Here is a 24,446-nt window from a genome sequence, read left to right as displayed (position 1 = left end):
GCCATCGGCCGTGCGGGCGAATTTCGAGAGGTCGGCGAAGCTCGATGCGCCGAGCGACTTGGCGATCTCGATATTGTCGTAGCCGGCCTTGAAGTCGTCGATCTCGGTCTTGCCTTTCGCGAAGACGAAGGTGTCGCGACCGGCGCCGCCTTCGAGTTCGTTGACGCCGGAGCCGCCGTTGAGGCGGTCATTGCCGGCACCACCTTCCAGCTCGTCATTGCCGGCACCGCCCGACAGATAGTCGTTGCCCGTGCCGCCATCGAGCTCGTCATGGCCGTTGCCGCCATAGAGCTTGTCGTTGCCGCTGTCGCCGTTCAGCTTGTCGTTGCCGTCGAGGCCGTAGATCTTGTCGTTGCCGGCGCCGCCGGAGATTTTGTTGGCCTTGGCGTTGCCGGTCAGCGTGTCATGGCCCGACAGCGGGTCCTTCGGTTCCGCCGTGTCGACATTCTGGAAGGCGAAGTGGCTGGCCTTGAGGCTGGACAGCTTGGTGTCCTCAAGCGTCAGCGTGTTGCCCTTGCCGAAGTCGAAGCGCACGTCCTCGCCGCCATCGACCACCTTGGCGGTCTTCATCAGGTCGGCGAAGGACTTGATGCCGAGCTTGGTGTCGATGACGATCTTGTCGTCACGGGTGGAGAAGTCGTCGATCTCGTCGCGGCCGCTGGAGAAGACGAAGGTGTCGCGGCCCGCACCGCCAGTCAGTTCGTCATTGCCCGTGCCGCCCTGCAGCCAGTCATTGCCTGCGCCGCCGTTCAGGTCGTCGTCGCCGCCGAAGCCGAAGAGCTTGTCGTTGCCGGCATAGCCGTAAATGTCATCAGCGGTGGACTTGCCCTTGAGCGTGTTGGCGGCGGAGGTGCCGGTGATCTTAGCCATGAGAATTATCCTTTTCGAATGGTGGTGTGCAGAAGTGGGAGAGGGTCAGTGCTTGCGCTCGAGGCGCAGGATTTCGCCGGTCACGCCGTCGATCTTGGCTTCGCTGACGATGTTCTTGGGGTCGATCACGGTCGCCTCGAAATGGCCGTCGTCCATCTCGATCTCGCGGATCGCATAGCCCTTGGCCGAGAGGTCGGTGACCACTTGTTCCATCGTCTTGCGGGCAGGCGCGGTCTCGGCGGAAGCAGGGGCGGCAACGGCGAGGCCGAGGAGGCTTGCGGCGAGAAGGCCGATCGTTCTGATACGCATTGGCAGGTCCTTTCCTGTGCTGTCGGAAAAGGGTTTCGCATGCGGCGCCTGTTGCTTGCCTGACAGCGCCTGTCAGCGAATTGTCAGCTTCATCCGCGTATGAAAGAGCCCATGATCAAGAAGCTCCTTTCCCCCCTCCCGACGGCTCTCGTCTTCCTGCTCGGCTTCTCGCTGGCACCCTCCATCGGCGCGCCTGCGAACGATGGCGATGACGACGATGATGCGCTGGAGCATGAACAGGCCCGCCAGGCGCTTGAACAGGGGCTGGTGCGGCCGCTGGAGGAGATCATCGCGGAGGCGCGCAAGCACGTTCAGGGCGATCTGATCGAAGTGGAGCTTGAGCGCGAGGACGGGCGCTATATATACGAACTGGAGTTCATCCAGCCCTCCGGCCAGATCGTCGAGCTTCAGCTCGATGCCAAGTCGATGGCGATCATCGAGGACAATGCCGACTGATGCGCCTGCTACTCGTCGAGGATGATGCCCGCATCGCGGCCGACATTTCCACCGTGCTGACGGGGGCCGGCTATACGGTCGAGATCGCGTCAGATGGCGAAAATGCCTGGTTCCTTGGGGATACCGAGGATTACGATCTCATCGTGCTGGATCTCGGTTTGCCGGGTCTGGACGGCATGTCGGTTCTGAAGCGCTGGCGCGGCAACGGCCGCCACATGCCCGTGCTGGTGCTGACGGCGCGCGGCAGCTGGGCCGAGCGCGTGGAAGGCATCGATGCGGGGGCCGACGACTACCTGCCGAAACCCTTCCAGTTCGAGGAACTGCTTGCCCGCGCCCGTGCGCTGATCCGCCGTTCCGTCGGCCATGGCGCAGCAACCATCGCCGTCGGTCCGCTGTCGATCGATACGCGCGCCATGCGCGTCAGCGTCAACGGCGTGCCGCAGGCGCTGACGCCGCTCGAATACCGTCTTGTCAGCTATCTCGGCCATCACCGCGACCGCATCGTGCCGCCGACCGAATTGCAGGAGCATCTCTACGGCGACGATTTTTCGCGGGATGCCAATGCGCTGGAGGCCCTCGTCGCAAGGCTGCGCAAAAAACTCGGCGCGGTGGCGATCGGCACGCGCCGCGGCTTTGGCTACTATATGGGCGAAAACGCCCCATGACGCGGCGCTCGCTGCGCCTGCGGCTTGCCCTTGCCGGTGCAGCCTCGATCATCGCCGCCCTCGTGGCGGCTTTCTTCGTTCTTTCCACCCTGTTCGAGCGGCATGTGGAGCGGCGCATCGCCTCCGAGTTGGTGCTGCATCTCAACCAGATCATTGCCGGCATCGCCGAGCAGCCAGGCTCGGCGCTCGTGCTCGCCGCGCCACCGGTCGATCCGCGCTTCGACCGGCCGCTCTCGGGCCTCTACTGGCAGATCGAGAGTGACGGAAAACGACTGCGCTCACGCTCGCTCTGGGACGACGTGCTGACGATGCCGGATATCGCCGCAGGCGTCGTGCATATGGAAACCGTGCCGGGGCCGGGCGACGTGATGCTGCTTCTGGTGGAGCGCGAGGTCGTGACGCCGGCGCAGGCCGGCGCAAAACCGATGCGGGTCGCGGTCGCCATCGACCGGAGCGACATTTCCCGCGCGACGGATGAATTCGAGGGTGACCTGCTGCCCTATCTCCAGGTGCTTGCCACGCTGCTTCTGGCTGCGAGCTTCGTGCAGATATTCGTCGGCCTGCGCCCCCTGACAACGCTGACGGCACGCCTTTCCGCAATCCGTGCCGGCAAGGCGGAAAGGCTCGGCAGCGACTTTCCGGACGAGGTTCTGCCGCTGACGGGTGAGGTGGATGCGCTGCTTCAATCGCGGGAAAACCAGTTGCGCAAGGCCCGCGAGCGGGCAGCCGATCTGGCGCATGGTTTCAAGACACCGCTGCAAATCCTCTCCGGCGATGTGCTGCGGCTGCGCGAACGGGGGGAGGAGGCGGTGGCGCGCGATATCGAGGCGATCATCCTGCGCATGCGCCGCCATGTCGACCATGAAATGGCGCGGGCCCGGCAGGCCGAGCGAAGCCACGCAGCTCGCAGCGATCTCGGCCGTGTCGCCGCGCAGGTCGTCAGCGTCATCTCACGCACGCCGGCAGGGCGCGATCTCGACTGGCAGCAGGAGATCGAGCCCGGCCTTGTGCTGCGCATGGACGCGGAGGACCTTGCGGAAGTTCTCGGCAGCCTTGCCGAAAACGCCGCCCGCTACGCCCGCACCACGGTCAGCATTTCCGGCCGGGCCGAGGGCGGGGCGGCGATCATAGAGGTCAGCGACGACGGTCCCGGCATACCGGACAGCGAAATCGGGTTCGTGCTGAAACGCGGCGGACGGCTCGACACGACCAGCGAAGGCGCGGGGCTTGGACTTGCCATCGCCGAGAGTTTTGTCGAGGAAGCGAACGGCACGCTCGTCCTCGAAAACCGCAATCCCGGCCTCTGCGCCCGAATCACGCTGCCGCGGATCGTTGCCTGATCTCAGGGCGTAGCGGTTTTCTTTATCTGGAAATTATCGACCCGGCCGAGCGGCGCATCGGCGATCTCGCCCTTTTCGACCAGCTTTTCGCGCAGGCTCTTGCCGTTGCCCTTGACGACGGTGCCGCCGAGCAGCGCCGTGCCGCTGTCGAGTGCGGGATCGGCAAGGCCGATGGGCTGGGTTTTGGTGATTTCCGTGTCTTCGGTCGCGGGCGTCGCGACGATGAGGTCCTTGAGGTCGCCTTGCTGGCTGACGCCGCTTACGGCATCGCCGAGCACGCGGCGGATTTCCTTCTCCACATAGAAGGCGAGCTTGCGCTTGCCGGCCTTGGTGAAATTGATGCCGTCGGAACCGCGCAGACGCACCTGCTGGCCGTTGATGTCAGAGCCCGATGTGACGAACTTGCCGTTCTCGTCGACGAAACCGTCCCAGATGTCGATGAACTCGCCACCCGCCTTTTCCACGCCAGCGCGGTAGAGGTTGTTCAACGTCGTCATGTCGGCGGTCTGGGCGGAGGATTGGAAGGCCGGCATGCCGATCCACAAGAGCGGCTTGCCGTCCTTGCGCACGAGGCCTGCAATCCGGTCCACGCGCGCTTCATACTCCTTCGTCCAGGCCTCGGAGCGGAACTTCTCCTTCTGGCCGGCGACGCTCATCGACTGACGGTCGTTTGCGCCCATGCTGACGACGACGAGGGCGGGTTTCGTTTCGGACAGGATGGTGGGCAGCGTATTGGGCCAGTCGTAATAGTCCTCGCGCACGATGCCGGAGGAACCGTTCGTGCGGCGCTCGACGATGATGCCGGGCGTGGCCTCGAAGGCAGCGATCAGGCCTTCACCGAGACTGCCGGCGATGAAATCCCCAACGACCAGCACGACCTTGGCATCCGGCAACTTTTCGATGGCCGCCGGCTGAGGTGTTGTTGCGACGGCGGCAGGCTGTTTTTTCTTGCGGTTGACGGTGCGCGGCTTCTTGATTTGCGGCTCGGGCTCGATATCCCGCTGTTTCGGCGTGCCGAAAAGCAGCTGAAGGATCGACTTGCGCTGGACGCGCTCCTGGGCGCTCGCAGGCACGACCGGCGTCATCACGCTTGCCACAAGGGCAAAAGCGAGACTGAGGCGCACAATTCGGGTCGTCATCATGCTCATCGCGAAAACTCTTTCGTCTGCACCACGATCCTGCCGGAGCGCGGTGGCGGCATGATGGCAAAAGCCGCCGGCAAGAGGAAGCGCCAGAACGCAAAAGGGGCGCCGAAGCGCCCCGATTTCGTTTTGCCGGGATTTATCGGCGCAGAACCTTCAGGAGCTTCTGGCTCGGTTCGCCATCGGCATCCATGCCCATGCGGTTCTGAAAGGACTGGATTGCGGCTTTGGAACCGGAGCCGAAATTGCCGTCGACCTCGCCTTCATAATAGCCGAGTTCCTTGAGGCGCGTCTGCAGCTCGAACTTTTCCGTCATGTCGAGCGTGCCATCCGGGCGCGGCCAGCGCTGCTTGACGCCGCCATAACCGGCGATCTGGTCGGCCAGCATGCCCACGCCCATGGCGTAGGAATCCGACGCATTGTAGCGCTTGATGACGAAGAAGTTCTTGGTCATCAGGAAGCCCGGTCCGCCGTTTGCCGGCAGTTTCAGCTCGGCGCGGTCGGTGCCGTTCTTGAAGCCGCTGCCGTTAGGACGCAGGAAGCCGAGCTTGGCCCATTGGGCAAGCGATTTGGTCTGGCCGGAATATTTGCTGCCGCCATCGGGCACGACGATCTCGTAACCCCAGGTCTTGCCGCCCTGCCAGCCGTTCTTTGCAAGCAGATTGGCCGCCGTCGCCAGTGCGTCCGGCACGGAATTCCAGATGTCGCGGTGACCGTTGCCGTCGGCATCGACTGCATAGAGCAGGTAGCTCGTCGGGATGAACTGGGTGTGGCCCATGGCGCCGGCCCAGGAGCCGGTCATATCGCCGGCATCGATATCGCCGCGCTGGATGATCTTCAGCGCCGCGACCAGCTGCGTGCGGGCATATTTCGAGCGCTTCTTGTCGGCATAGGCGAGTGTCGCCAGTGCGCGCGGCACATAGTGCAGTCGGTCGTCCTTCTTCAAGACGGCGCCGTAGTTCGATTCCATCGACCAGATGGCGAGCAGGATATTGCGATCGACGCCGAAATGGCGCTCCAGCGCGGCAAGTGTGCGGCCGTGCTTGGCGGCCATTTCCTGGCCGATGCGCACCGTATAGGGATTGACGCGCGAATCGAGGTAATCCCAGATCGTGTGTTTGAATTCCGGCTGGTAGGCGGCCTTTTCGAGCACCTCGGGATCGGGCGTCTTCACGCCGGAAAAGGCGCGCTGGTAGGTCGATTTGCTGATGCCGGCATCCGATGCCGTCTGGTAGAAATCGGCGATCCATTTCTGGAAGCGGGCGTCGGCGCGGGCGGCCGTCGCCTGGGCGAAAAGCCCGGCCGAGAGGAGCAGGGTAAGCGCAGATCGGCGCAGAACGGTCTTCAGATTCTGTGTCATCGGCTGTCGTGTCCGTTTCTCAAATTTCGGTACGATGGCGCGGAACCATCGGCTGAACGCAAAACTTATAAAAACGAAGTCAACAAATTCTTTACCATCAAACTTTTGTCCCGTCTCTCTTTGCAAAAAAATAGCAATTCGATTCTAATCCCACACATATGGACCCCGGCCATGACGGCAACGGGCTCGAAGAGGTGAAGAATGTCGCAGACACGTAAGGTTCGCAAAGCAGTGTTTCCAGTGGCCGGCCTCGGCACGCGCTTCCTTCCGGCCACCAAGGCCGTGCCGAAGGAGATGCTGACCGTCGTGGACAAGCCGGTCATCCAGTATGTCGTCGACGAGGCGCTGGACGCCGGCATCGAACACCTCATCTTCGTCACCGGTCGCTCCAAAGCGGTCATCGAGGACTATTTCGACATCCAGGTCGAGCTCGAGCAGACGCTGCGCCAGCGCAACAAGACCGCCGAGCTGACGCTGCTCGAAAGCATCCTGCCGGTCGCTGGCTCGACGAGCTTCACCCGTCAGCAGGAGCCGCTCGGCCTTGGCCACGCCGTCTGGTGCGCGCGTGAACTGGTGGGCAACGAGCCCTTCGCGCTGCTTCTGCCCGATATGATCATGAAGGCCGAGAAGGGCTGCATGAAGGGCATGGTCGAACTCTTCGAGCACAGCGGCGCGAATGTCATTGCCGTCGAGGAATGTGCACCCGACCAGGCGCACAAATACGGCATCGTCGGCGTCGGCGAGAAGGTGGGTGACGGTTTCGCCATCACCAAGATGGTCGAGAAGCCGGCGCCGGGTACGGCGCCGTCCAACTTCTTCATCAACGGTCGCTACATTCTTCAGCCGGAAATTTTTCCGATCCTCGCCAACCAGGAGCGCGGCGCCGGCAACGAGATCCAGCTGACGGACGCCATGGTGAAGCTTGCAGGCGACCAGAAGTTCGCCGCCTATCACTTCCGCGGCGAGACCTATGACTGCGGTGCCAAGGATGGCTTCATCCTCGCCAACATCGCCTTCGCGCTGGCGCGCGCCGATATCCGCCCGTCGGTGGAAGGTCCGCTCCGAGAGCTCGTCGCCGGACTGAAGTAATCAGCGGCGAAGCGTAAGGCCGATGCCGGCGCGCGTGACGCCGGTGTCGGACGCGCGCGCCTGGCGCGTCAGTTCATAGGAGACGTCGCCGGTCATCGCCAGCCAGCGGTTGATGTTCCAGGTCAGGCCCGTGCCGACCAGATAGATGTTCTGGTCGGTGCCGAGCGCTTCCGGGAGGTTGCGCCACGTATAGGCACCGCTCAAGCGGGCGACGAGATTGTCGCGTAGTTCGTGGGTCAGTTCGGCATTCGCGGCATAGCTGACATAGCCGCTCTGGCCGCCCGTGGTGGAGGGTTCGATCTGCGTCTGCAAGCCGAGCCTCAGGTCCGTGCCGCGCTGCGGTGACCAGAAGACGGAGCCGTCGACCGTCAGCGCGCGAATCGCATCGAGCTTTGTGTCGTCGAAAGAGGCCTGCTCGTAGCCGACGCCGAGATCGCCGCGCAGCTTTTCCCCGAGATCGACTTCCATCCCGGCCCGTCCGCCGAGCATCGTAGCGGAGCGCCGGTAGCCGAGCGGATCGGTCTTGTCGTCATAGAACGAGCGTCCGACGGAGGCCTCGAGATAGGGGATGAGGGCGGGCGAGAGCTCGTAGCCGATGCGGCCTGTCACGGTCGCTTCGGTATAGTTGCGGTAGGAAAGATCGAGTTTCGTGCCGTTGCTGAGCGTCGCCGAACCGTAGGTCCGACGTTCGATCTCGGTGCCGAGCGTGCCGCGGATGAGGCCGAAATCGCGCGTGACGCGCGCGCCGCCGGTCAGTGTCTGCACACCGGACTGGACGCTCGCGCCATCGACGGCATTGGGATCGCTCGAGCTTTCGCGCTCGAAAGCGTATCCGCCGGTAATGTTGGCGATCGTGTCGTCGCTGAGATCGAGCCGGAGATCACCGTTGATGCGGGCCTGCGGTTCGGTTTCCCCCGTGCCGCTGATGTTGCGCTGGTAGATACCCTCGGCATCGATGGTGAGCTGGTGGCGGGACCAGTCCGAGGTCAGCGAGCCCCTTATGCTGGTCTGCGAGAAAGTGCGGTTCGTCGATGTGTTTCCGGAGCGGTTGCGCTCAAAGCCGAGGCCCTGCGTCAGGGAGGGTTTCAGCACGAATGTGCCGAGCCTGATGCCGGTTGGCTCATACGGGTCGTCGGCGGTGCGGCTGCGCAGATCGTCGACAGATCCTTCCGCCAGGTTCAGCCGTTCGGATTCAGGCGCCGTGCGGCGGATCGCACCGGTCACGTCCTCATCGGCAATCGCGGCCTGCTGGTCGGCGGAGAGGATGGGCGTGGTCGCGCCGGTCGTCGCGTCCGTTGCGGTCGCCGTCTGGCCGGTGGTGCCGGTCTGTGTTCGGAGAGGCTCGCCGAAGGTCGTGGTGTCCGTGCCGTTCGCATCCTGGGCAAGGGCGGGTGTCGTCGCGAGCATCGTCCCGGCGAGCAGAAGCCCGGCCAGACGCCGCGACGAGCGGGGCAGGCGTGCCCCGCGATCCATTCTGTTTGCCTCTGCCATGATTGCGGCCTGCGATCTTTCCGAATTTCCTAAGCGAACGTAAACCGTCGTGGTTAACGCTTGGTTGATGTTAGCGGATTCACACGCCGTAACGCCGTGCCTTCATTCGTGCATGGACAATGACAGGCAAAGGAGATAACGAGGCCGCATGATCAAAAGACAGGCAAACGTTGACGGCGACGGCGCTATCGCCTCCGCAATTCGGACCGTTGAGACGGAAAAGGCCGGGCTCATCGCCCTTTCGGCCGCACTCCAAGGGGGGCTCTACGACGCGTTCTCCGAGGCTGTGCGCCTGATCGGCGACATCAGCGGTCGTGTCGTTGTCACGGGTATTGGAAAGTCTGGCCATATCGGCGCGAAGATCGCGGCGACCTTCGCCTCGACCGGCACGCCCTCCTTCTTCGTGCATCCCGTCGAAGCCAATCACGGCGACCTCGGCATGATCGCGCGCGACGATGTCATCATTGCCATGTCCTGGAGTGGCGAAAGTGCCGAGCTTCAAGGCATCATCAACTATTCGCGCCGCTTCCAGATTCCGCTGATCGCCATCACCTCGGGTGAGCGCTCGGCCCTGGCGCGCGAGGCGGATACGCTTCTGTTGCTGCCGAAGGAACAGGAAGCTTGCCCGCACGGCCTCGCGCCGACGACGTCCACGCTGATGCAGCTGGCGCTCGGCGATGCGCTCGCCGTTGCGCTTCTCGAAGCGCGCGGCTTCACCGCGACCGATTTCAAGACCTTCCATCCCGGCGGCAAGCTGGGGGCAAGCCTCTCGCATGTCGGCGATATCATGCACAGCGGTGAGAATATGCCGCTGGTTGGCCTTGGCACCTCGATGCAGGATGCCGTCATGACGCTCGCGCAGAAGCGCTACGGCTGCGTCGGCGTCGTCAATGACGAGGGCATCCTCGTCGGCATCGTCACGGACGGCGATATCGCCCGCAACCTGACGCGCAACCTTGCCGAACTCGATGTCGATGACTTGATGACGCGCAATCCGAAAACGGTGAAGCCCTCGACGCTGGCGACATCGGCGCTCGGCCTGCTCAACCAGTACAACATTTCCGCGCTGATCGTGACCGACGAGACCTTCCGCCCCGTCGGCGTCGTGCACTTCCACGATCTGCTCCGGATCGGCGTCGCCTGATCGCTATCAGACCTGTTCGACGGTAAGATCACGGCCGTTGCTGGCCGTGACGCGTACACGCGCGCCGATCGGCAGGTCCGGTCCCTGAACGCTCCACATCGTGTCGTCGAGACGGATGCGGCCGCGCCCTTCGGCGATCGGCTGCTCCAGCGTCGCCGTGCGGCCGACGAGGCTCTGGCCGCGCTGGTTGAGATACGGCTGGTCGGAGGACCGACCGCGCGCATTGACGATGCGCCGACCGACGAGGGCCGCAGCGAGCGACAGGACGGCGAAGATCAGCCACTGCACCTGCCAAGTCCAGAACGCACTCTCCCACAGCGCGAGCGAGAGCGCGCCGGTGACGATCGCCGCGATGCCGATCCAGACGAGGAAGACGCCGGGCATCATGACTTCGAGGATCAGGAGCACGATCCCGAGCACCCACCAGGCCCAGGGGCCGAGTTCCGTGACGATGCGCTGGATCATGCTCACGTTCCCTGTGGCGGCGTGTCGAACGGGTTGCGGAAGGCGGGCGTCGAGGCAGTGGTGGTGGTTGCCGGCGTTGCCTGCCTCACGCGCGGCGTGTTGACAGCCTGTGCAGAGCCGCCGTCGCCGAAGACTTCGCGCGCGATGGCACCGATACCGCCCAGCGAGCCGACCAGCGCGGAGGCTTCCATCGGCATCAGCACGATCTTCGAGTTCGGCGCCTTGCCGATCGCGGCCATGGCCTCGGTGTATTTCTGCGCGACGAAGTAGTTGATCGCCTGCACATTGCCGGCGGCGATGGCTTCCGACACCACCCTCGTTGCCTTGGCTTCGGCTTCCGCAAGGCGCTCGCGGGCTTCGGCGTCGCGGAAGGCGGCCTCGCGCTGGCCTTCGGCCTCAAGGATGGCAGACTGCTTGGCGCCTTCGGCGCGCAGGATCTGCGCATTGCGCGCGCCTTCGGCTTCCAACACCTGCGCGCGCTTTTCACGCTCGGCCTTCATCTGCCGGCCCATCGAATCGACGAGATCCTTCGGCGGCGCGATGTCCTTGATCTCGACGCGGGTGATCTTGATGCCCCACGGATTGGCCGCTTCATCGACGACGCGCAAGAGCTTGTCGTTGATCACGTCGCGGTTGGACAGAAGCTCGTCCAGATCCATCGAGCCCATGACCGAGCGGATATTGGTCATGGTGAGATTGAGGATGGCGTTTTGCAGATTGGCGACCTGATAGGCTGCCTGGGCGGGATTGAGGATCTGGTAGAACGCGACGCCGTCTGCCGAAACGCTGGCGTTGTCTCGGGTGATGACCTCCTGCGTCGGGATGTCCAGCACCTGCTCCATGACGTTCATCTTTGCGCCGATGCGGTCGATGAAGGGGATGATGAGGTTGAGGCCGGGCTCCAGCGTGCGGGTGTAACGGCCGAAGCGTTCCACCGTGTACTGGTAGCCCTGCGGAATCGTCTTGATCCCGGCAATGATCACCACAATGACGAAGCCCACCGCGGCGATGACGAAGATATCAAATCCTGTCAAATTCATTGCATTCTCCCCTAAAGCCTACCGCACAGCTGCGGCGCGGCCACTTTAAGGGATACGCGCGGCGATGCCAGTCTATTTGGCCGGGAGCCAGAATTATCCGCTTCAGATCCAGCCGGATAGTTCCCGGCGCACGACCTTTTCCAGGACGGCCATGCCTTCCGGCGTGTCGTTCAGACAGGGGATGTGCGCGAATTTCTCGCCGCCATTGTGGTGGAAACTCTCGGCCGCCTGCTCGGCGATCTCTTCCAGCGTTTCGAGGCAATCGGACACGAAGCCGGGGTTGAGCACGGCGATGCGCTTGATGCCGTCCTGCGCCAGTTTCTCGATAGTCTTGTCGGTGTAGGGCTGAAGCCATTCCTCCGGTCCGAAACGGGACTGGAAGGTGATCATCAGCTTCTCTTCCGACCAGCCGAGACGCTCACGCAGCAGGCGTGCGGTCTTCTGGCACTGGCAATAGTAGGGGTCGCCCTTGTCGAAATAGCTTTTCGGAATGCCGTGGAAGGAGGTCAGCACGCGCTCCGGCTCCCAGTCGAGTGTCGCCAGATGCTTTTCGATCGAGACGGCGAGCGCGTCGATATAGGTCGGGTCGTCGTGATAGGGCGGCACGGTGCGCAGCGCCGGCTGCCAGCGCTGCTTGAGCAGGAATTCGAAGGCCTTGTCGTTGACGGTCGCCGTCGTCGCTGCCGCATATTGCGGATAGAGCGGGAAGACCAGGATGCGTTCGCAACCCTGCTTCTGCAGGTATTCCATGCGCGAGGCGATGGAAGGCTGGCCGTAGCGCATGGCCCAGTCGACGACGACATGGCTGTGCTCGGCAAGCGAGGCCGCCATCAGCTCGGCCTGGCTGCGGGTATAGGTGCGCAGGTAGCTCTCGTTTCTGTCCTTGTTCCAGATCGTCTCGTAGGCCTTGCCGACCTTGCCGGGCCGCGTGTTGAGCACGATGCCGAACAGGATCGGATACCAGGCGATCTTCGGCCATTCGATGACGCGCTTGTCCGTCAGGAATTCCTTCAGGTAGCGGCGCATGGACGTGTAGTCGGTGCCATCAGGCGTGCCGAGATTGACGAGCAGGACGCCGACCTTGCCGTGCTTGACGGGCGGATGGCTGGCGGGCTTGGCGGCGATGTCCTGCATGTTTCGGTCCTGTGCGTGCGGTTGGCGTTCGGTGTTCTTATACGCGGCGGAGGGCCGTCCGGTTCGGAATGGTTCTAAAAAGAAATGCCGGTCCGGGATAGCCCGGACCGGCAGAAATAGTGGAGACAAATTGTCCTTATTTTGTGGGGCCCTATTTCGTAGGGATGGACAGCTCATTGCCGACATGCAGCGCGCGCGGACGCGGATTGCCGTTGGCCTCCGCGATCTTGCGCCACAGCGTGCCGTCACCATAGGCGGCCTTGGCGAGATCCCACAGCGTATCGCCACGGGCAATGACATGCTTGCCGCCGGCCGTGGCGGCTGCCTCGGTCGTGGTCGCCGCCCCCTCGGTCGCCGACTTTGCGGTCGTGTCGGTGGATGTCTCGGGTTTGGCTTCGGTTGTTATCGTGCCGGAAGCGGCGTCACTCGTCGTTGCAGCCCCCTCCGTCGATTTCGCAGCCGTATCCGTCGATGTCGTCGGCTTTGTCTCGTTGCCGGCCATTGCGGCTGACGCAACCTCGGTGATGCGGCCGTCCGTATAGGGCTTGTAGGGCTGGTGTGCGGCCAGATAGTCGGCGACGACGAGCTCCAGGTTCGGGCCGAAATCATAGGCGTTCTGGCCGGATTTCGCGAAGACCGAATAGCCGTCGCCGCCCGAGCGCATGTAGTTGTTCGAGACGACGCCGTAGGTCTTGGCCGGATCGAGCGGCACGAAGGCATCGCCCTCTTTCACCTCGACGGATACGACGCGGCTGCCGGCCGGCTTCGACTTGTCGAAGGAGTATTTGAGGCCGGAGACCTGCGGGAAACGGCCGGCGCCCTCCTCGATCTGGCTGAGACCGTTTTCAAGCGCGGCGACGAGGTCGGAGCCCTTGAGCTGGAAGGTTGCGACGGTGTTCTGGAAGGGCAGGACGGAGATCACCTCGCCCATCGAGACCGGGCCGCCGTCGATGGAGGCGCGCAGGCCCCCGCCATTGGTGATGGCGATGCTGATGCCCTGATCCTTGGTGCGGTCGAGAATGGCGTCCGTCACGAGATTGCCCATGGCGCATTCGGCGGCGCGGCAGGTTTCGCGCGAGCCGTCGATCGGGGCTGAACTTTCGGCGACGATCTTGTTCTTCAGTTCCTCGATCGGGCCTGACAGTTCCTTGATGCGGGCGAGCACGGCCTCATCAGGCTTGATCTTGGAATCGATGAGTATCGGCTCACCGGAGGCTTCCTTCACCACGCCGGCATCGTCGAACACGACCTTCAGGTCGCCGAGATATTTCGTATAGGCGCCGGCCTGCACGACGGGCACCTTGTAGCCGCCGGGATTGTCGACCAGCGTCGGATAGGGGCCTTCCGCCTTGTCCGAGGTGTTGGAGAGGAAGGTGTTGGTGTGGCCACCGACCACCACGTCGACGTCCGGGATCTTGGCGATCGCCGCGAGATCGCGCGGATAGCCGACATGGGTCAGCGCGATGATCTTGTTGACGCCCTGCTTCTTCAATTCGCCGATGGCGGCGGTGATGTCGGCGACGTCGTCGCCGATCAGTACGTTCGGACCGGGCGAGGAGAGTTCCGCCGTGTCGTTGGCGACCGCGCCGACGATTCCGATCTTCTGGCCACCCTGGTCGAGCACGATGAAGGGTTTTATCCGGTCGCCGAGCTTCGAGCTGGCACCTGCGGCGACATTGGCCGTGACGACCGGGAACTGCACCTTGTCGAGGAAGGCGGCGAGACCGTCTTCGCTGTCGTCGAATTCATGGTTACCGACGGTCATGGCGTCGAACTTCATGAGATTGAGGAATTCCGCTTCCGCCGCCCCCTTGTAGGTCGTGTAGAAGAGCGAGCCCTGGAAATTGTCGCCGGCATTGAGGAGGAGCACGTTCTTGCCCGACAGCGCCTGGCGCTGGGCGTCGATCGCAGCCTTCAGGCGCGCCACGCCGCCGAAGCATTCGCCCTTGCCTTCCTCCTCGGCCGAGCAGGTCGAATCGAACTTGTTGATCGCCTCGATGCGCGAATGCAGGTCGTTGATGTGCAGGATGTTCAGCTCGTAATCGGCGAGTGCCGAGCCGCTGGAGAGCGCGATGATGGAGGCGGCGAGAAAGCCGGATCGGAAAATCGTCATGGTTCTCATCTCCTTGTTTGTGCCGGCGCTGGAGAGCGCGACAGGGGCCGTCCGTTTCTCCTTCAAAGCGGAAAGGGGACAGCCGGCCGAGCGGATGTTTTCACCGCTCGGCGGCAACTTCAAGAGAAAAGAGGGGAAGCGAAACCGGGCGAGGCTTATCAGCCAAAACGAAAAAAGGGCCTTGCGGCCCTTTCGTTCGATCTCTGCCTGACGTTACGCGCGGCGGGCGAGCGAGAACTGCGCGCCTTCGGCCGTCGTGCAGTTCAGCTGGCGCTGGCTGACGAGTGCGCAATTGACCTTGGACTGGGTGTTGCGCACCAGCGAGGTCATGTTGATCTCGACCAGCGTCGGCGAGGTGTTGACATAGGTGCCGGATGCCAGGAGCTGGTTGGTATCGGTCGTGCGCGTCGAGAACGTGCCGGCCTGGAACGTGGAGACGATGCCGTTCGGATCGACCCAGGCGCCCTCGACGCCGGTCTGCTGCGGCTGCTGGATCGGCGGCAGCTCACGCGGCGCGCGGTCGCTCTGGCAGGCGGAAAGGGCGACGGCGGCGGTCAGCAGGCTGAGGACTGTGATCGGCTTCATAGGGGTCTCCAGGGTCACGGCGGCAAACCGCCCGTCCAATTCGGCAAACCATGCCGTGAAGAGCCTGCGAAAGCAAGATACGCATGGTAGCGAACGGGCATTATCCCATTGAAAGCGAAGACGCCCGCGGTTTGGCCGCTGGCGTCTGGCATTCGGTTCTATAGGGCGGTTCAGCGAACGAGGATGTTCTTGAACTGCCACGGATCCTTCGTATCGAGGTCCTCAGGGAAGAGGCCCGGACGGCCGTCAAGCGGGGTCCAGTCGGTGTAGTGGCCTTCGACCGGGCCGAGATAGGGCGTCTGCACTTCCAGGCAGCGCTTGTAATCGACCTCGTCGGCCTCGACGATGCCGGCCTTCGGGTTTTCCAGCGCCCAGACCATGCCGGCGAGCACGGCCGAGGTTACCTGCAGGCCGGTCGCGTTCTGGTAGGGAGCGATGCGGCGGGTTTCTTCCAGCGACAGGCGCGAACCGTACCAGTAGGCATTCTTGTCGTGGCCATAGAGCAGCACGCCGAGCTCGTCGACGCCGTCGACCAGCTCGTTCTCGTCGAGGACATGCAGGACCGGCTGCTGGTTGCCGCCGTTGCCGAACATCTCGTGCAGCGAGATCACCGCGTCATTGGCCGGGTGATAGGCATAGTGGCAGGTCGGGCGGTAGGTGACGTGGCCGTCCTTGTCGCGCACCGTGAAGAAGTCGGCAATCGAGATCGACTCGTTGTGGGTGACGAGGAAGCCGTATTGCGGGCCGGGGGTCGGGCACCAGGAGCGCACGCGCGTGTTGGCGCCGGGCTGTTCCAGGTAAATCGCGGCCTTGCAGCCCTTCTTGTGCTTCTTGGCGTTCTTCGGCATCCACTCTTCATGGGTGCCCCAGCCGAGTTCGGCCGGCTGCAGGCCTTCCGAGATGAAGCCCTCGACCGACCAGGTGTTCCAGAAGGTGTTAAACGGCTTCGGGTTCTTGGTGCGCTGGGTGTCGCGCTCGGCTATGTGGATACCCTTGACGCCGACCTTCTTCATCAGCTTCGCCCAGCCTTCGCGGTCGTCCTGCGCGGGCTCTTCGAACTTGATGTCGAGATCGTTGGCGAGGTTCAGGAGCGCCTGCTTGACGAACCAGGAGACCATGCCGGGATTGGCGCCGCAGGTCGAAACCGCCGTCGTGCCGCCCGGATTCTTTTCCTTCTCCTTGCGCAGCGTTTCGCGCAGTGCATAGTTCGTGCGGTCGGCGTTCTTCATGTCCTTGTCGAAATAGAAGCCGAGCCAGGGCTCGACGACCGTATCGATATAGAGGACGTCGAGCTTGCGGCACAGCTTCATCAGGTCGACGGAGCCGGTATCGACCGACAGGTTGACGCAGAAGCCCTGGCCTTCGCCTTCGGTGAGGAGCGGCTTCAGCAGCTCCTTGTAGTTGTCCTTGGTGACATGGGCCTTGATGTGGCGCACGCCATGGCGGGCGTAGATTTCGGCGTCGGCGGCGTCTTCGCGCGGCTCGATGACGATCAGCCGGTTCCGGTCGTACTTGAAGTGGCGCTCGATGAGCGGCAGCGTGCCGCGCCCGATCGAACCGAAGCCAATCATCACGATCGGGCCGGTGATTTCGCCATGTACCGGATAGGTGCTGTCTGCCATTTGGGTCTCCTGCGGACGGCCGCTTTGCGCTAAAAATCGGGGGTTTGACGGCCCCATAGCATAATGGCAGCGCTAGAGCACAGATTTCTGTCACAATAAAGGGAAAGCGCGGTTTTCTGCCGCGATATTGTTAACTAGCGTCAGTCGCTCACACGAGCGCGGCGGCGATCAGCCCGCGCAGCGAATTGCCGACGAAGATTTCGCTCCTGGAAAGGTCGTCCAGCCGCAGAACGGCCTCGACGGCTTTGCCGCTTTCCAGCAGTTCCGCGCGCAGCACGCCGGCCAGCAGACCGGCGGCAAGCGGTGGGGTTTTCAGGATGCCGGAGCCGTCGTCGAGGAAAAGCGAGGTGATCGTTCCCTCGCAGAGCTCACCGCGTTCGTTGAGCAGGATCACCTCGTCGGCTTCGCTTGCCGGAATTTCCGCACGCGCCGCGATATAGAGCGCGCGGCGTGAGGTCTTGTGGCGCAGCAGCGGATCGCTGGAGGCGAGGCAGGTTTCGGCGATCTTGAGCCGCCATGTGGCGTCTGGCGCGAGAGGGGTGAAGGCGGCAGTCTGGACTTCGATCCGGCCATCGGCGAAGAGTTCGAGGCGGATGCGGAGAGGTGTTTCGGAACCGGCATGTGCTGCGGCCAGAGCTTTCCCGGCCTTTCCGGCCCCCGGCAACCCGAGTGCGTCGGCCGAATGCGCCAGCCGTGCCAGATGGCGCTCCAGCCGCACGAAGCCGGTTTCGGGCTCCCAACGCAGGGTCTCGATCAGCGAGAGATCCATTGGTCCCCCACGGCAAACCGCGCCTTCAGCAGGCACTCCTCATATTCCGACTCGGCGGTTGAATCGAAGACGATGCCGCCGCCGACATTGAAGACGGCGTTGCCGTCCTCGAAGATCGAGATCGTGCGGATGGCGACGTTGAAGCGCATGGTGCCGTCAGGCGCGATCATGCCGATGGCGCCGCAATAGGCGTCGCGCGGGCCGTCCTCCAGATCGTGCAGGATTTTCATGGCGCTCATTTTTGGCGCGCCGGTGATCGAGCCGCAAGGGAAGAGGGCAGCGAAGATATCGCGGATGGCGATGCCGGGCAGCAGCTTTGCCCGCACATGGCTCACCATCTGGTGCACCGTCGGGTAGGTCTCGACGGCGAAGAGTTTGGGCACGTGCAGCGTGCCGACCTCGGAAATGCGCGAGATATCGTTGCGCAGGAGATCGACGATCATGCGGTTTTCCGCCTGCGACTTCGGGTCGGCCTGCATGGCGGCGATGATTTCCGCATCTTCCGCCGCGTTCGCCCCACGCGGGGCGGTGCCTTTCATCGGGTGGGTCTCGATCCAGCCGTCCCTGTCGATATCGAAGAACAGTTCCGGCGAACGGGAGAGCAGTTGCGGCCCGTCGAGCGAGACGAAAGCGCCGTAGCGCACCGGCTGGCGTTCGATCAGCGACCAGAAAGCGGCGAGCGGATCGCCGGTCCAGCGGGCGCGGATCGGCATGGTGAGGTTCGCCTGGTAGCAATCGCCCTCGCGCAGATGCCGGTGCAGGCGCTCGAAGCGGCTGCGATAGGTCTCGAAATCCCAGTGCGCTTTCGGCTCTGACAGCAACGGTTCGTTTTCTGTGCGCTGGCGCGGTTTTGCCAGCGGATGATCCTCAGCCGGCTTTTCAAAAATGCCGAAACTCATCAGCGGCGTCGGGCGATTTTCTTCCGCGAAGGGAGCGAGCTTCTCCTCGAAGAGATCGCCGGCCTCATAGCTCATGAAGCCGGCGATCCAGTGGCCCTCCTCATGGGCAGCCTGCAACGCCGCGAAGGCGGGCTCGAAGCCGGCGCGATCGCGCACGGTGACCACGGCGAGCGGATCGGCGAAAACCACCGTCCGGTCCTCGCGGTCGTCCCTGAGGAGCACAAAGCGTTCGCGATCGGTCATGCTGATGTCCGGCTTCTTTTAAGAGGAGGCCTTATCAAGCGCTTCCAGTTCGTCGATCAGCCCCTCGATCATCGACAGTCCCTTGCTCCAGAACGACGGATCGCTGGCATCGAGGCCGAAGGGTTTCAGCAGTTCGCTATGATGCTTGGTGCCGCCGGCCTTGAGCAGGTCGAAATACTTCGCCTGGAAGCCGGCTTCCGCCTGCTGGTAAACGGCATAGAGCGAGTTCACCAGGCAATCGCCGAATGCATAGGCATAGACGTAGAAGGGCGAGTGGATGAAGTGGGGGATATAGGCCCAATAGGTCTCGTAGCCCTCGGAAATGCGGATCGCCGGGCCGAGGCTCTCACCCTGCACGGAGAGCCAGAGTTCGCCGATCTGCTCGGCGGTCAGCTCGCCTTCCTTGCGGGCGGTGTGCACCTTGCGCTCGAATTCATAGAAGGCGATCTGGCGCACGACTGTGTTGATCATGTCCTCGACCTTCTGGGCGAGCATGGCCTTGCGCTCGCGCTTGTCCTTCGTCTTGTCGAGCAGGCTGCGGAAGGTCAGCATCTCACCGAAGACGGAGGCCGTTTCGGCCAGCGTCAGCGGCGTCGAGGCCATCAGCGCGCCCTGGCCGCCGGCGAGCACCTGATGCACGCCGTGGCCGAGCTCGTGGGCGAGCGTCATCACGTCGCGCGGCTTGCCCATGTAATTGACGAGAACATAGGGGTGCGCCGAAGGCACGGTCGGATGGGCGAAGGCGCCGGGCGCCTTGCCGGGGCGGACCGGCGCGTCGATCCAGCCCTTGTCGAAGAATTTTTTGGCGATGTCGGCCATTTCAGGCGCGAAGGCACCGTAGGCGGCGAGCACGGTGTCGCGCGCTTCGGTCCAGGGGATGGTCGCATCGGGTGTTTCGGGAAGGGGCGCGTTGCGATCCCAGAACTCCATCTGCTCCATTCCGAGCCACTTCGCCTTCATCGCATAGTAGCGGTGCGACAGGCGCGGATACGCTTCGCGTACCGCTTCCGCGAGGGCTGCAACGACCTCCGGCTCGACGCGGTTCGCCAGATGCCGGCTGTCGGCGATGTCCTCGAAGCCGCGCCAGCGGTCGGAGATTTCCTTGTCCTTGGCCAGCGTATTGGTAATCAGAGAGAAGGTGCGGATGTTGTCCTGGAAGGTCTTCGCCAGGGCCTGCGCGGCCTTGCGGCGCGCCTCACGGTCGGGCGACTGCAACTGGTTGAGGGCGATTTCGAGCGGCAGCTCCTCGCCGTCGATCGTGTAGCGCAGCGAGGCCATCGTCTCGTCGAACAGACGGTTCCAGGCGGCCGCACCCGTCATCGACTTTTCGAGGAAGAGCTGTTCCGTCTTGTCGTCGAGCTGGTAGGGCTTGTCCTTGCGCAGGTCCTCGATCCACGGACGATAATGTGCCGCAAGGGCGTCGTTCGTCAGCGCCGCTTCGATGCGCTCGTCCGCTATCCTATTGAGTTCAAGCGAGAAAAACAGGAGATGCGCGCCGAGATCGGTCAGCTTCGCCTGCACGTCGCCATAGAACTTGCCGTTCGCCGGCTCGGTCGTGTTGGTGAAATAGGTGAGGCCGGCAAAGGAGATGAGACGGCCCATCACGTCTTCCAGCGCCTCGAATTCCTTGACGGCCGCGCCGATGCCCTCGTCGCCGGTTTTTTCCGTGGCGGCGTCGAGCTTGCCCTTCCACCGGGCTTCGAAGGCGAGCGCCCCCGCCTCGGCTTTCTTCATATCGCCCTGGAATTCCGGAGAGGTTGGCGAGGGATAGAGATCGCCGAGGTTCCAGCCGGGAAGCTCGCCCAGTTCGGCGCTTGCGGCGGCATCCGCCGGGGCGAAGGTGATCCGGGGTGCGGGGAAATTACGCGTCATCTCTATCTCTCTTCCTGGTGGGCAGATCGGCCCCTTGCTTGCGTCGGCATTGGTTAAAATGCAAGCCTTTCTCAAAACGGCATGTTCAACCCTTCCTGTCATGGTCCGCTGGTGTTCAGTTCCCTTCGGCGTGCATGACGCACGCCTGGGCAAGGAGGTTCCAGTGACGGCCCATATTCTTGTCATCGACGATGATCCTGTCCAGCGCAGGCTGTTGAAGAACATGATCGAGCGCTCCGGCCACGTCGCCCATATGGCGGAAAACGGCCGTGCGGGTCTCGACATGCTCGATCGCAAGGGCGGTCTGATCAATGTGATCCTGCTCGACCTGATGATGCCGGAAATGAACGGCTCGGCCTTCCTCGACGCGCTCGCAGAGCGCGAAAACACGATCCCGGTGATCGTGCAGACGGGGCAGGGCGGCATCGAGACCGTGGTCATGGCCATGCGTGCCGGTGCCTTCGATTTCGTGGTGAAGCCAGTTTCCCCCGAGCGCCTCGGTGTTGCCCTCGGCAACGCGCTGAAGGTCGACCAGCGGGAAGGGCGCAGCCGCGGCGGACGCCGGGGGCGCACGGAGACCGTGCAGTTCGACGATATCGTTTCGGCCAGTTCCGAAATGATGCGTGTCATCGAGCTTGGCCGCCGCGCCGCCCAGTCGAACATTCCGGTCGTGCTGGAAGGCGAATCGGGTGTCGGCAAGGAAATGGTGGCCCGCGCCATCCAGGCCGGCAGCGACCGGGCGCACAAGCCCTTCGTCACCGTCAACTGCGGCGCCATTCCGCACAATCTGGTGGAAAGCATCCTGTTCGGCCACGAAAAGGGCGCCTTCACCGGGGCCACGGAGCGCCATACCGGCAAATTCATGGAGGCCGATGGCGGGACGCTGTTCCTCGACGAGATCGGCGACCTGCCGCTCGACGTGCAGGTGAAGCTTCTGCGCGCCGTGCAGCAGGGCGAGATCGAGACGATCGGCGCGCGCTTCCCGCAGAAGGTCAATGTCCGCCTGATCTCGGCGACCAACCGCGACCTCATCAACGAAGTGCGCGAAGGCCGCTTCCGCGAGGACCTCTATTACCGCCTCAACGTCTTCCCGATCACCATTCCGGCGCTGCGCCGTCGCAAGGAGGACATTCCGGTTCTGGTGCGCGCCTTCGTGCAGCGCTTTGCCGGCGAGCAGAAGCTGGCCCGCCCGCTCGGCGTCTCCGCCGGCGCCATGGCGCTCCTGACGGCCTATGACTGGCCGGGCAACATCCGCCAGCTGGAAAACGCCATCTTCCGCGCCGTCGTGCTGTCGGAAGGGGCGGAGCTCAACGCAACGGACTTCCCGCAGATCGCCGCGCAGGTGCCGGGTTACGGTCTGGCCGAGGATGGCGCGGTCACCTGGGAGGCGACATCGGCCCACACGCCAGAGCTTGCAGGCGATGCGCGCCTGCCGAGCGTCTATCCGGATTTCCGGCCGAACGAATCGGTTTCCTCCGATGTCCACGGCACGCCTGACAATGCGATTCCGAGTGTCGACAAGGGCGGCCATGTACGCAAACTGGCCGATGTCGAGGAGGAACTCATCCGCTTTGCCTTGAAATTCTATCATGGCCAGATGAGCCAGGTTGCCCGCAAATTGGGCATCGGCCGCTCGACACTCTATCGCAAACTCAAGGATTACGGCATCGATCCGGACAATCCGCTGAAGGAAGCCGCGTAAAAACCGTTGGAATCCCGGCCGTTTGAGATTTCCTGATTGCCGTTTATTCCCTGTTAGTGGATTGTTCACTATAACGGGTGCGCGTCGAAGAGTGTGGCGGATTTGCCATGCTCTCACCGCAATTGGCAGTCATCTGGGATAACGGACGTTCGTTGTCCTTCGGACGGGGAAAGAGTTGGCAAATTTGTTCGCATCGATGAAGCGCCGGGGGAACACCCTTGGCAGCCTCTGCAAAACAGTGTTGCAAAAGCTGCCCAAGGCTTTGTCCACGGCTGTGCTCTCTGCTGCCCTCATTCTGCCGACGGCCATTCCCGCGACGGTTCAGGCCGAGAGCGGCAACCGCACGCTCAAGCTCTTCTTCATCCACACCAAGGAAAAGGCCGAGATCACTTTCAAGCGCAACGGTCGGTATGACCAGCGCGGCCTGAAGCAGCTCAACACGTTCCTGCGCGACTGGCGCCGCAACGAGCCGACGCGCATGGATCCGCGCCTCTTCGACCTCGTGTGGGAAGTTTATCAGAAGGTCGGCGGCAGCGGTTACATCAACGTCGTCTCCGCTTACCGCTCGCCGGCCACGAACGGCATGCTGCGCTCGCGCTCCAAGGGTGTCGCCAAGAAGAGCCAGCATATGCTCGGCAAGGCGATGGACTTTTATATTCCGGGCGTGAAGCTCGCGACACTGCGCGCCACCGCCATGAAATTCCAGGTCGGCGGCGTCGGTTTCTACCCGACCTCCGGTTCGCCCTTCGTGCATCTCGACGTCGGCAGCGTGCGCGCCTGGCCGCGCATGAGCCGCCAGGAGCTCGTCCGCCTCTTCCCGGACGGCAAGACCATGCATGTGCCGACGGACGGCAAGCCGTTGCCGGGCTACCAGCAGGCCGTTGCCGATTACAAGCGTCGCGTCGGTTCTGACGCCATCCAGGTTGCGGGCGGCGGTTCCACGCCGACGGCGTCCAAGCGCAAGGGTGGCTTCCTCGCCGCGCTCTTCGGCGGCGGTGGCGACGAGGATGAAGAACCCGAAATGATCGCGAGCAGCAATGTCACGATCGCCGATTCCTTCGACGAAGGCGGCGAATCCGGTGGCAAGCCCGCGAAGGCCGTTGCCGAAGAAAAACCGGTTGCGACCGAAGCCGAAACCGAACTTGCGTTCAACGCGCCGGTTCCGGGCAGCCGCCCCGCCTTCAAGGCGGCCGAGACGACCAGCGAGCTCGCCCTTGTCGCACCGACGACGAGCGGTGCGGTCGCGGCCCTCGAAGCGGCGACGACGACCGAAGAGCAGAAGCCTGAATTCGAAGACCTGTCGGCCTACAAGGTGCCGCTGCCCGTCATGCTGGGTGCCCGCACCCAGGCCGGCGATGCGCAGCCCGGTGAAGCCCAGTCCGGTGAGGCCATGACGGCGGCTGTCGCGGCCGCTGCGGCGGAAGACGGCGAGGAACTGGCCATGGTGCCGGTGCCGGGCCTTCGTCCGCAGGTCGAGCTTGATGACCAGTCGCAGACCGCGCTGATGGCGGCGGCCGAGGCCAAGGTCGCGCTTCCGTCCACCGCGGACCGTTCGGGACTTGCCGCCCTTGCCGATCCGACGGCGGGTGACGATCAGGGCAATCCGGTCGAGATGGCCGCGCTTGTTTCCGACAATGCCGGCGCCACGCGGTCGCTGGCGGGCGTCGATGCCTTCGATGGCAAGGCTGTCGAGGAAACGCCGTCGAAGGGTGGCCGTCCGAAGAAAAAGGACGCCGATGCCGCAAGCCGTGGCGCGATCCGCACCGAGCCGAAGCTGACGCAGAAGATCATTTCCAAGTGGGCGCTGGAGCAGGGCGATATGGCGACGCTCTCCAAGCCGGTCAAAGCGCCGCGCTTCGTGAGCCGCACGCTGCGCGCCGCGCCGACCACCGTCTACATGGCCGGCTTCCAGCCGGAGGGCAAGTCGATCGACAGCGCCCGCTTCAGTGGCAATGCGGTGAACTTCATGGAAGTCCGCAAGTTCGAATGAGCCCTGAGGACAGAGATCAAAGAGCCCGCTGGAGCGATCCAGCGGGCTTTTTTGTTTGAATTTTTGAAGTGTCTGCAACAGCTCATCCATCTGGGCTGATGATGACAGATGGGCAGAAATGAGAGATACCCTGAAATGGAAGCGGG

Annotated in this window: 22 protein-coding genes; 8 read left to right on the top strand and 14 right to left on the bottom strand. The window is 63.4% G+C overall.

Annotated features, from left to right (window positions below):
- Both ACOZK4_RS22230 and ACOZK4_RS22225 read right to left on the bottom strand, forming a co-directional pair.
- Positions 1-870: calcium-binding protein (locus tag ACOZK4_RS22230; protein WP_421593848.1), on the bottom strand; the 870-nt coding region annotated here is incomplete at its 3' end.
- Positions 871-915: 45 nt separating this feature from the next.
- Entirely contained in the window at positions 916-1,179 is a 264-nt protein-coding gene (locus ACOZK4_RS22225) for a PepSY domain-containing protein (protein ID WP_313521916.1), read from the bottom strand.
- A 111-nt stretch (positions 1,180-1,290) separates the two neighbouring features.
- Here ACOZK4_RS22225 and ACOZK4_RS22220 point away from each other — a divergent pair, with 111 nt between their 5' ends.
- The 3 genes from ACOZK4_RS22220 to ACOZK4_RS22210 are packed head-to-tail and all read left to right on the top strand — an operon-like array spanning position 1,291 to position 3,640.
- On the top strand, positions 1,291-1,635 hold the full coding sequence (locus ACOZK4_RS22220) for a PepSY domain-containing protein (protein WP_421593847.1): 345 nt from the start codon (positions 1,291-1,293) through the stop codon (positions 1,633-1,635).
- The gene (locus tag ACOZK4_RS22215) at positions 1,635-2,300 is read left to right on the top strand and encodes a response regulator transcription factor (RefSeq protein WP_313521920.1); all 666 of its coding nucleotides are present in this window, start codon (positions 1,635-1,637) and stop codon (positions 2,298-2,300) included. Before ACOZK4_RS22220 ends, ACOZK4_RS22215 begins: the two co-directional genes overlap by 1 nt.
- Positions 2,297-3,640: a sensor histidine kinase gene (locus ACOZK4_RS22210; protein WP_421593846.1), complete on the top strand. Its 1,344-nt coding sequence runs from the start codon at positions 2,297-2,299 to the stop codon at positions 3,638-3,640. Before ACOZK4_RS22215 ends, ACOZK4_RS22210 begins: the two co-directional genes overlap by 4 nt.
- A 2-nt stretch (positions 3,641-3,642) precedes the next feature.
- Here ACOZK4_RS22210 and ACOZK4_RS22205 read toward each other — a convergent pair whose 3' ends face one another.
- Both ACOZK4_RS22205 and ACOZK4_RS22200 read right to left on the bottom strand, forming a co-directional pair.
- Entirely contained in the window at positions 3,643-4,782 is a 1,140-nt protein-coding gene (locus ACOZK4_RS22205; RefSeq protein WP_421594150.1) for a DUF459 domain-containing protein, read from the bottom strand.
- 139 nt (positions 4,783-4,921) lie between these two features.
- Positions 4,922-6,142, bottom strand: coding sequence for a lytic murein transglycosylase (locus tag ACOZK4_RS22200; RefSeq protein ID WP_313521926.1), 1,221 nt, complete (start codon positions 6,140-6,142; stop codon positions 4,922-4,924).
- Between the two features lie 201 nt (positions 6,143-6,343).
- Between ACOZK4_RS22200 and galU the strand changes: the two genes are divergently transcribed.
- Positions 6,344-7,231, top strand: a complete 888-nt coding sequence (gene galU / locus ACOZK4_RS22195) for a UTP--glucose-1-phosphate uridylyltransferase GalU (protein WP_421593843.1) — start codon at positions 6,344-6,346, stop codon at positions 7,229-7,231.
- Here galU and ACOZK4_RS22190 read toward each other — a convergent pair whose 3' ends face one another.
- Entirely contained in the window at positions 7,232-8,704 is a 1,473-nt protein-coding gene (locus ACOZK4_RS22190; RefSeq protein WP_421593841.1) for an outer membrane beta-barrel protein, read from the bottom strand.
- Positions 8,705-8,870: 166 nt separating this feature from the next.
- Between ACOZK4_RS22190 and ACOZK4_RS22185 the strand changes: the two genes are divergently transcribed.
- On the top strand, positions 8,871-9,866 hold the full coding sequence (locus tag ACOZK4_RS22185; RefSeq protein WP_421593840.1) for a KpsF/GutQ family sugar-phosphate isomerase: 996 nt from the start codon (positions 8,871-8,873) through the stop codon (positions 9,864-9,866).
- 6 nt (positions 9,867-9,872) lie between these two features.
- On the opposite strand, the gene ACOZK4_RS22180 is transcribed toward ACOZK4_RS22185, so the two are convergent.
- The 4 genes from ACOZK4_RS22180 to ACOZK4_RS22165 form a co-directional block, all read right to left on the bottom strand.
- Positions 9,873-10,331, bottom strand: coding sequence for an NfeD family protein (locus tag ACOZK4_RS22180; protein ID WP_421593839.1), 459 nt, complete (start codon positions 10,329-10,331; stop codon positions 9,873-9,875).
- Positions 10,332-10,333: 2 nt separating this feature from the next.
- On the bottom strand, positions 10,334-11,365 hold the full coding sequence (locus ACOZK4_RS22175) for an SPFH domain-containing protein (protein WP_421594149.1): 1,032 nt from the start codon (positions 11,363-11,365) through the stop codon (positions 10,334-10,336).
- 108 nt (positions 11,366-11,473) lie between these two features.
- Positions 11,474-12,505 (bottom strand): ferrochelatase, encoded by a 1,032-nt coding sequence (hemH, locus tag ACOZK4_RS22170; RefSeq protein ID WP_421593837.1) that lies wholly within the window; start codon positions 12,503-12,505, stop codon positions 11,474-11,476.
- A 151-nt stretch (positions 12,506-12,656) separates the two neighbouring features.
- On the bottom strand, positions 12,657-14,627 hold the full coding sequence (locus tag ACOZK4_RS22165) for a 5'-nucleotidase C-terminal domain-containing protein (RefSeq protein ID WP_421593836.1): 1,971 nt from the start codon (positions 14,625-14,627) through the stop codon (positions 12,657-12,659).
- Between ACOZK4_RS22165 and ACOZK4_RS22160 the strand changes: the two genes are divergently transcribed.
- The gene (locus tag ACOZK4_RS22160) at positions 14,617-14,829 is read left to right on the top strand and encodes a hypothetical protein (RefSeq protein ID WP_421593835.1); all 213 of its coding nucleotides are present in this window, start codon (positions 14,617-14,619) and stop codon (positions 14,827-14,829) included. The genes ACOZK4_RS22165 and ACOZK4_RS22160 overlap by 11 nt on opposite strands.
- A gap of 2 nt (positions 14,830-14,831) precedes the next feature.
- Here ACOZK4_RS22160 and omp10 read toward each other — a convergent pair whose 3' ends face one another.
- From omp10 to ACOZK4_RS22135, 5 genes are all read right to left on the bottom strand, one after another.
- Complete coding sequence (omp10, locus tag ACOZK4_RS22155; protein WP_421593834.1) at positions 14,832-15,203, bottom strand: outer membrane lipoprotein Omp10; 372 nt, start codon at positions 15,201-15,203, stop codon at positions 14,832-14,834.
- A 170-nt stretch (positions 15,204-15,373) separates the two neighbouring features.
- Positions 15,374-16,825, bottom strand: coding sequence for a homospermidine synthase (locus tag ACOZK4_RS22150; protein ID WP_421593832.1), 1,452 nt, complete (start codon positions 16,823-16,825; stop codon positions 15,374-15,376).
- A gap of 148 nt (positions 16,826-16,973) precedes the next feature.
- Positions 16,974-17,594, bottom strand: a complete 621-nt coding sequence (locus tag ACOZK4_RS22145) for an aminotransferase class IV family protein (RefSeq protein WP_421593831.1) — start codon at positions 17,592-17,594, stop codon at positions 16,974-16,976.
- Positions 17,579-18,736, bottom strand: coding sequence for an aminodeoxychorismate synthase component I (locus tag ACOZK4_RS22140; RefSeq protein ID WP_421593830.1), 1,158 nt, complete (start codon positions 18,734-18,736; stop codon positions 17,579-17,581). Before ACOZK4_RS22140 ends, ACOZK4_RS22145 begins: the two co-directional genes overlap by 16 nt.
- 18 nt (positions 18,737-18,754) lie before the next feature.
- Positions 18,755-20,608, bottom strand: coding sequence for a M3 family oligoendopeptidase (locus tag ACOZK4_RS22135; protein WP_421593828.1), 1,854 nt, complete (start codon positions 20,606-20,608; stop codon positions 18,755-18,757).
- 163 nt (positions 20,609-20,771) lie between these two features.
- Here ACOZK4_RS22135 and ACOZK4_RS22130 point away from each other — a divergent pair, with 163 nt between their 5' ends.
- Together ACOZK4_RS22130 and ACOZK4_RS22125 are read left to right on the top strand one after the other, a co-directional pair.
- Complete coding sequence (locus ACOZK4_RS22130) at positions 20,772-22,310, top strand: sigma-54-dependent transcriptional regulator (protein ID WP_421593827.1); 1,539 nt, start codon at positions 20,772-20,774, stop codon at positions 22,308-22,310.
- Between the two features lie 196 nt (positions 22,311-22,506).
- Positions 22,507-24,300: a DUF882 domain-containing protein gene (locus tag ACOZK4_RS22125; protein ID WP_421594148.1), complete on the top strand. Its 1,794-nt coding sequence runs from the start codon at positions 22,507-22,509 to the stop codon at positions 24,298-24,300.
- Positions 24,301-24,446 lie beyond the last annotated feature (146 nt).

This window comes from Shinella sp. M27 (genome assembly GCF_049199905.1).
In the GTDB taxonomy this organism is placed as follows: Bacteria; Pseudomonadota; Alphaproteobacteria; order Rhizobiales; family Rhizobiaceae; genus Shinella.
This window is presented reverse-complemented; position numbering and strand designations above follow the sequence as displayed.

Coding starts and splice junctions, on each gene's coding strand:
- ACOZK4_RS22145 (WP_421593831.1), bottom strand. CDS start 17,594: ATGGATCTCTCGCTGATCGAGACCCTGCGTTGGGAGCCCGAAACCGGC.
- ACOZK4_RS22150 (WP_421593832.1), bottom strand. CDS start 16,825: ATGGCAGACAGCACCTATCCGGTACATGGCGAAATCACCGGCCCGATC.
- ACOZK4_RS22140 (WP_421593830.1), bottom strand. CDS start 18,736: ATGACCGATCGCGAACGCTTTGTGCTCCTCAGGGACGACCGCGAGGAC.
- ACOZK4_RS22210 (WP_421593846.1), top strand. CDS start 2,297: ATGACGCGGCGCTCGCTGCGCCTGCGGCTTGCCCTTGCCGGTGCAGCC.
- omp10 (WP_421593834.1), bottom strand. CDS start 15,203: ATGAAGCCGATCACAGTCCTCAGCCTGCTGACCGCCGCCGTCGCCCTT.
- ACOZK4_RS22200 (WP_313521926.1), bottom strand. CDS start 6,142: ATGACACAGAATCTGAAGACCGTTCTGCGCCGATCTGCGCTTACCCTG.
- ACOZK4_RS22160 (WP_421593835.1), top strand. CDS start 14,617: ATGGTTCTCATCTCCTTGTTTGTGCCGGCGCTGGAGAGCGCGACAGGG.
- ACOZK4_RS22225 (WP_313521916.1), bottom strand. CDS start 1,179: ATGCGTATCAGAACGATCGGCCTTCTCGCCGCAAGCCTCCTCGGCCTC.
- ACOZK4_RS22185 (WP_421593840.1), top strand. CDS start 8,871: ATGATCAAAAGACAGGCAAACGTTGACGGCGACGGCGCTATCGCCTCC.
- hemH (WP_421593837.1), bottom strand. CDS start 12,505: ATGCAGGACATCGCCGCCAAGCCCGCCAGCCATCCGCCCGTCAAGCAC.
- ACOZK4_RS22180 (WP_421593839.1), bottom strand. CDS start 10,331: ATGATCCAGCGCATCGTCACGGAACTCGGCCCCTGGGCCTGGTGGGTG.
- galU (WP_421593843.1), top strand. CDS start 6,344: ATGTCGCAGACACGTAAGGTTCGCAAAGCAGTGTTTCCAGTGGCCGGC.
- ACOZK4_RS22190 (WP_421593841.1), bottom strand. CDS start 8,704: ATGGATCGCGGGGCACGCCTGCCCCGCTCGTCGCGGCGTCTGGCCGGG.
- ACOZK4_RS22165 (WP_421593836.1), bottom strand. CDS start 14,627: ATGAGAACCATGACGATTTTCCGATCCGGCTTTCTCGCCGCCTCCATC.
- ACOZK4_RS22125 (WP_421594148.1), top strand. CDS start 22,507: ATGAAGCGCCGGGGGAACACCCTTGGCAGCCTCTGCAAAACAGTGTTG.
- ACOZK4_RS22215 (WP_313521920.1), top strand. CDS start 1,635: ATGCGCCTGCTACTCGTCGAGGATGATGCCCGCATCGCGGCCGACATT.
- ACOZK4_RS22135 (WP_421593828.1), bottom strand. CDS start 20,608: ATGACGCGTAATTTCCCCGCACCCCGGATCACCTTCGCCCCGGCGGAT.
- ACOZK4_RS22205 (WP_421594150.1), bottom strand. CDS start 4,782: ATGATGACGACCCGAATTGTGCGCCTCAGTCTCGCTTTTGCCCTTGTG.
- ACOZK4_RS22220 (WP_421593847.1), top strand. CDS start 1,291: ATGATCAAGAAGCTCCTTTCCCCCCTCCCGACGGCTCTCGTCTTCCTG.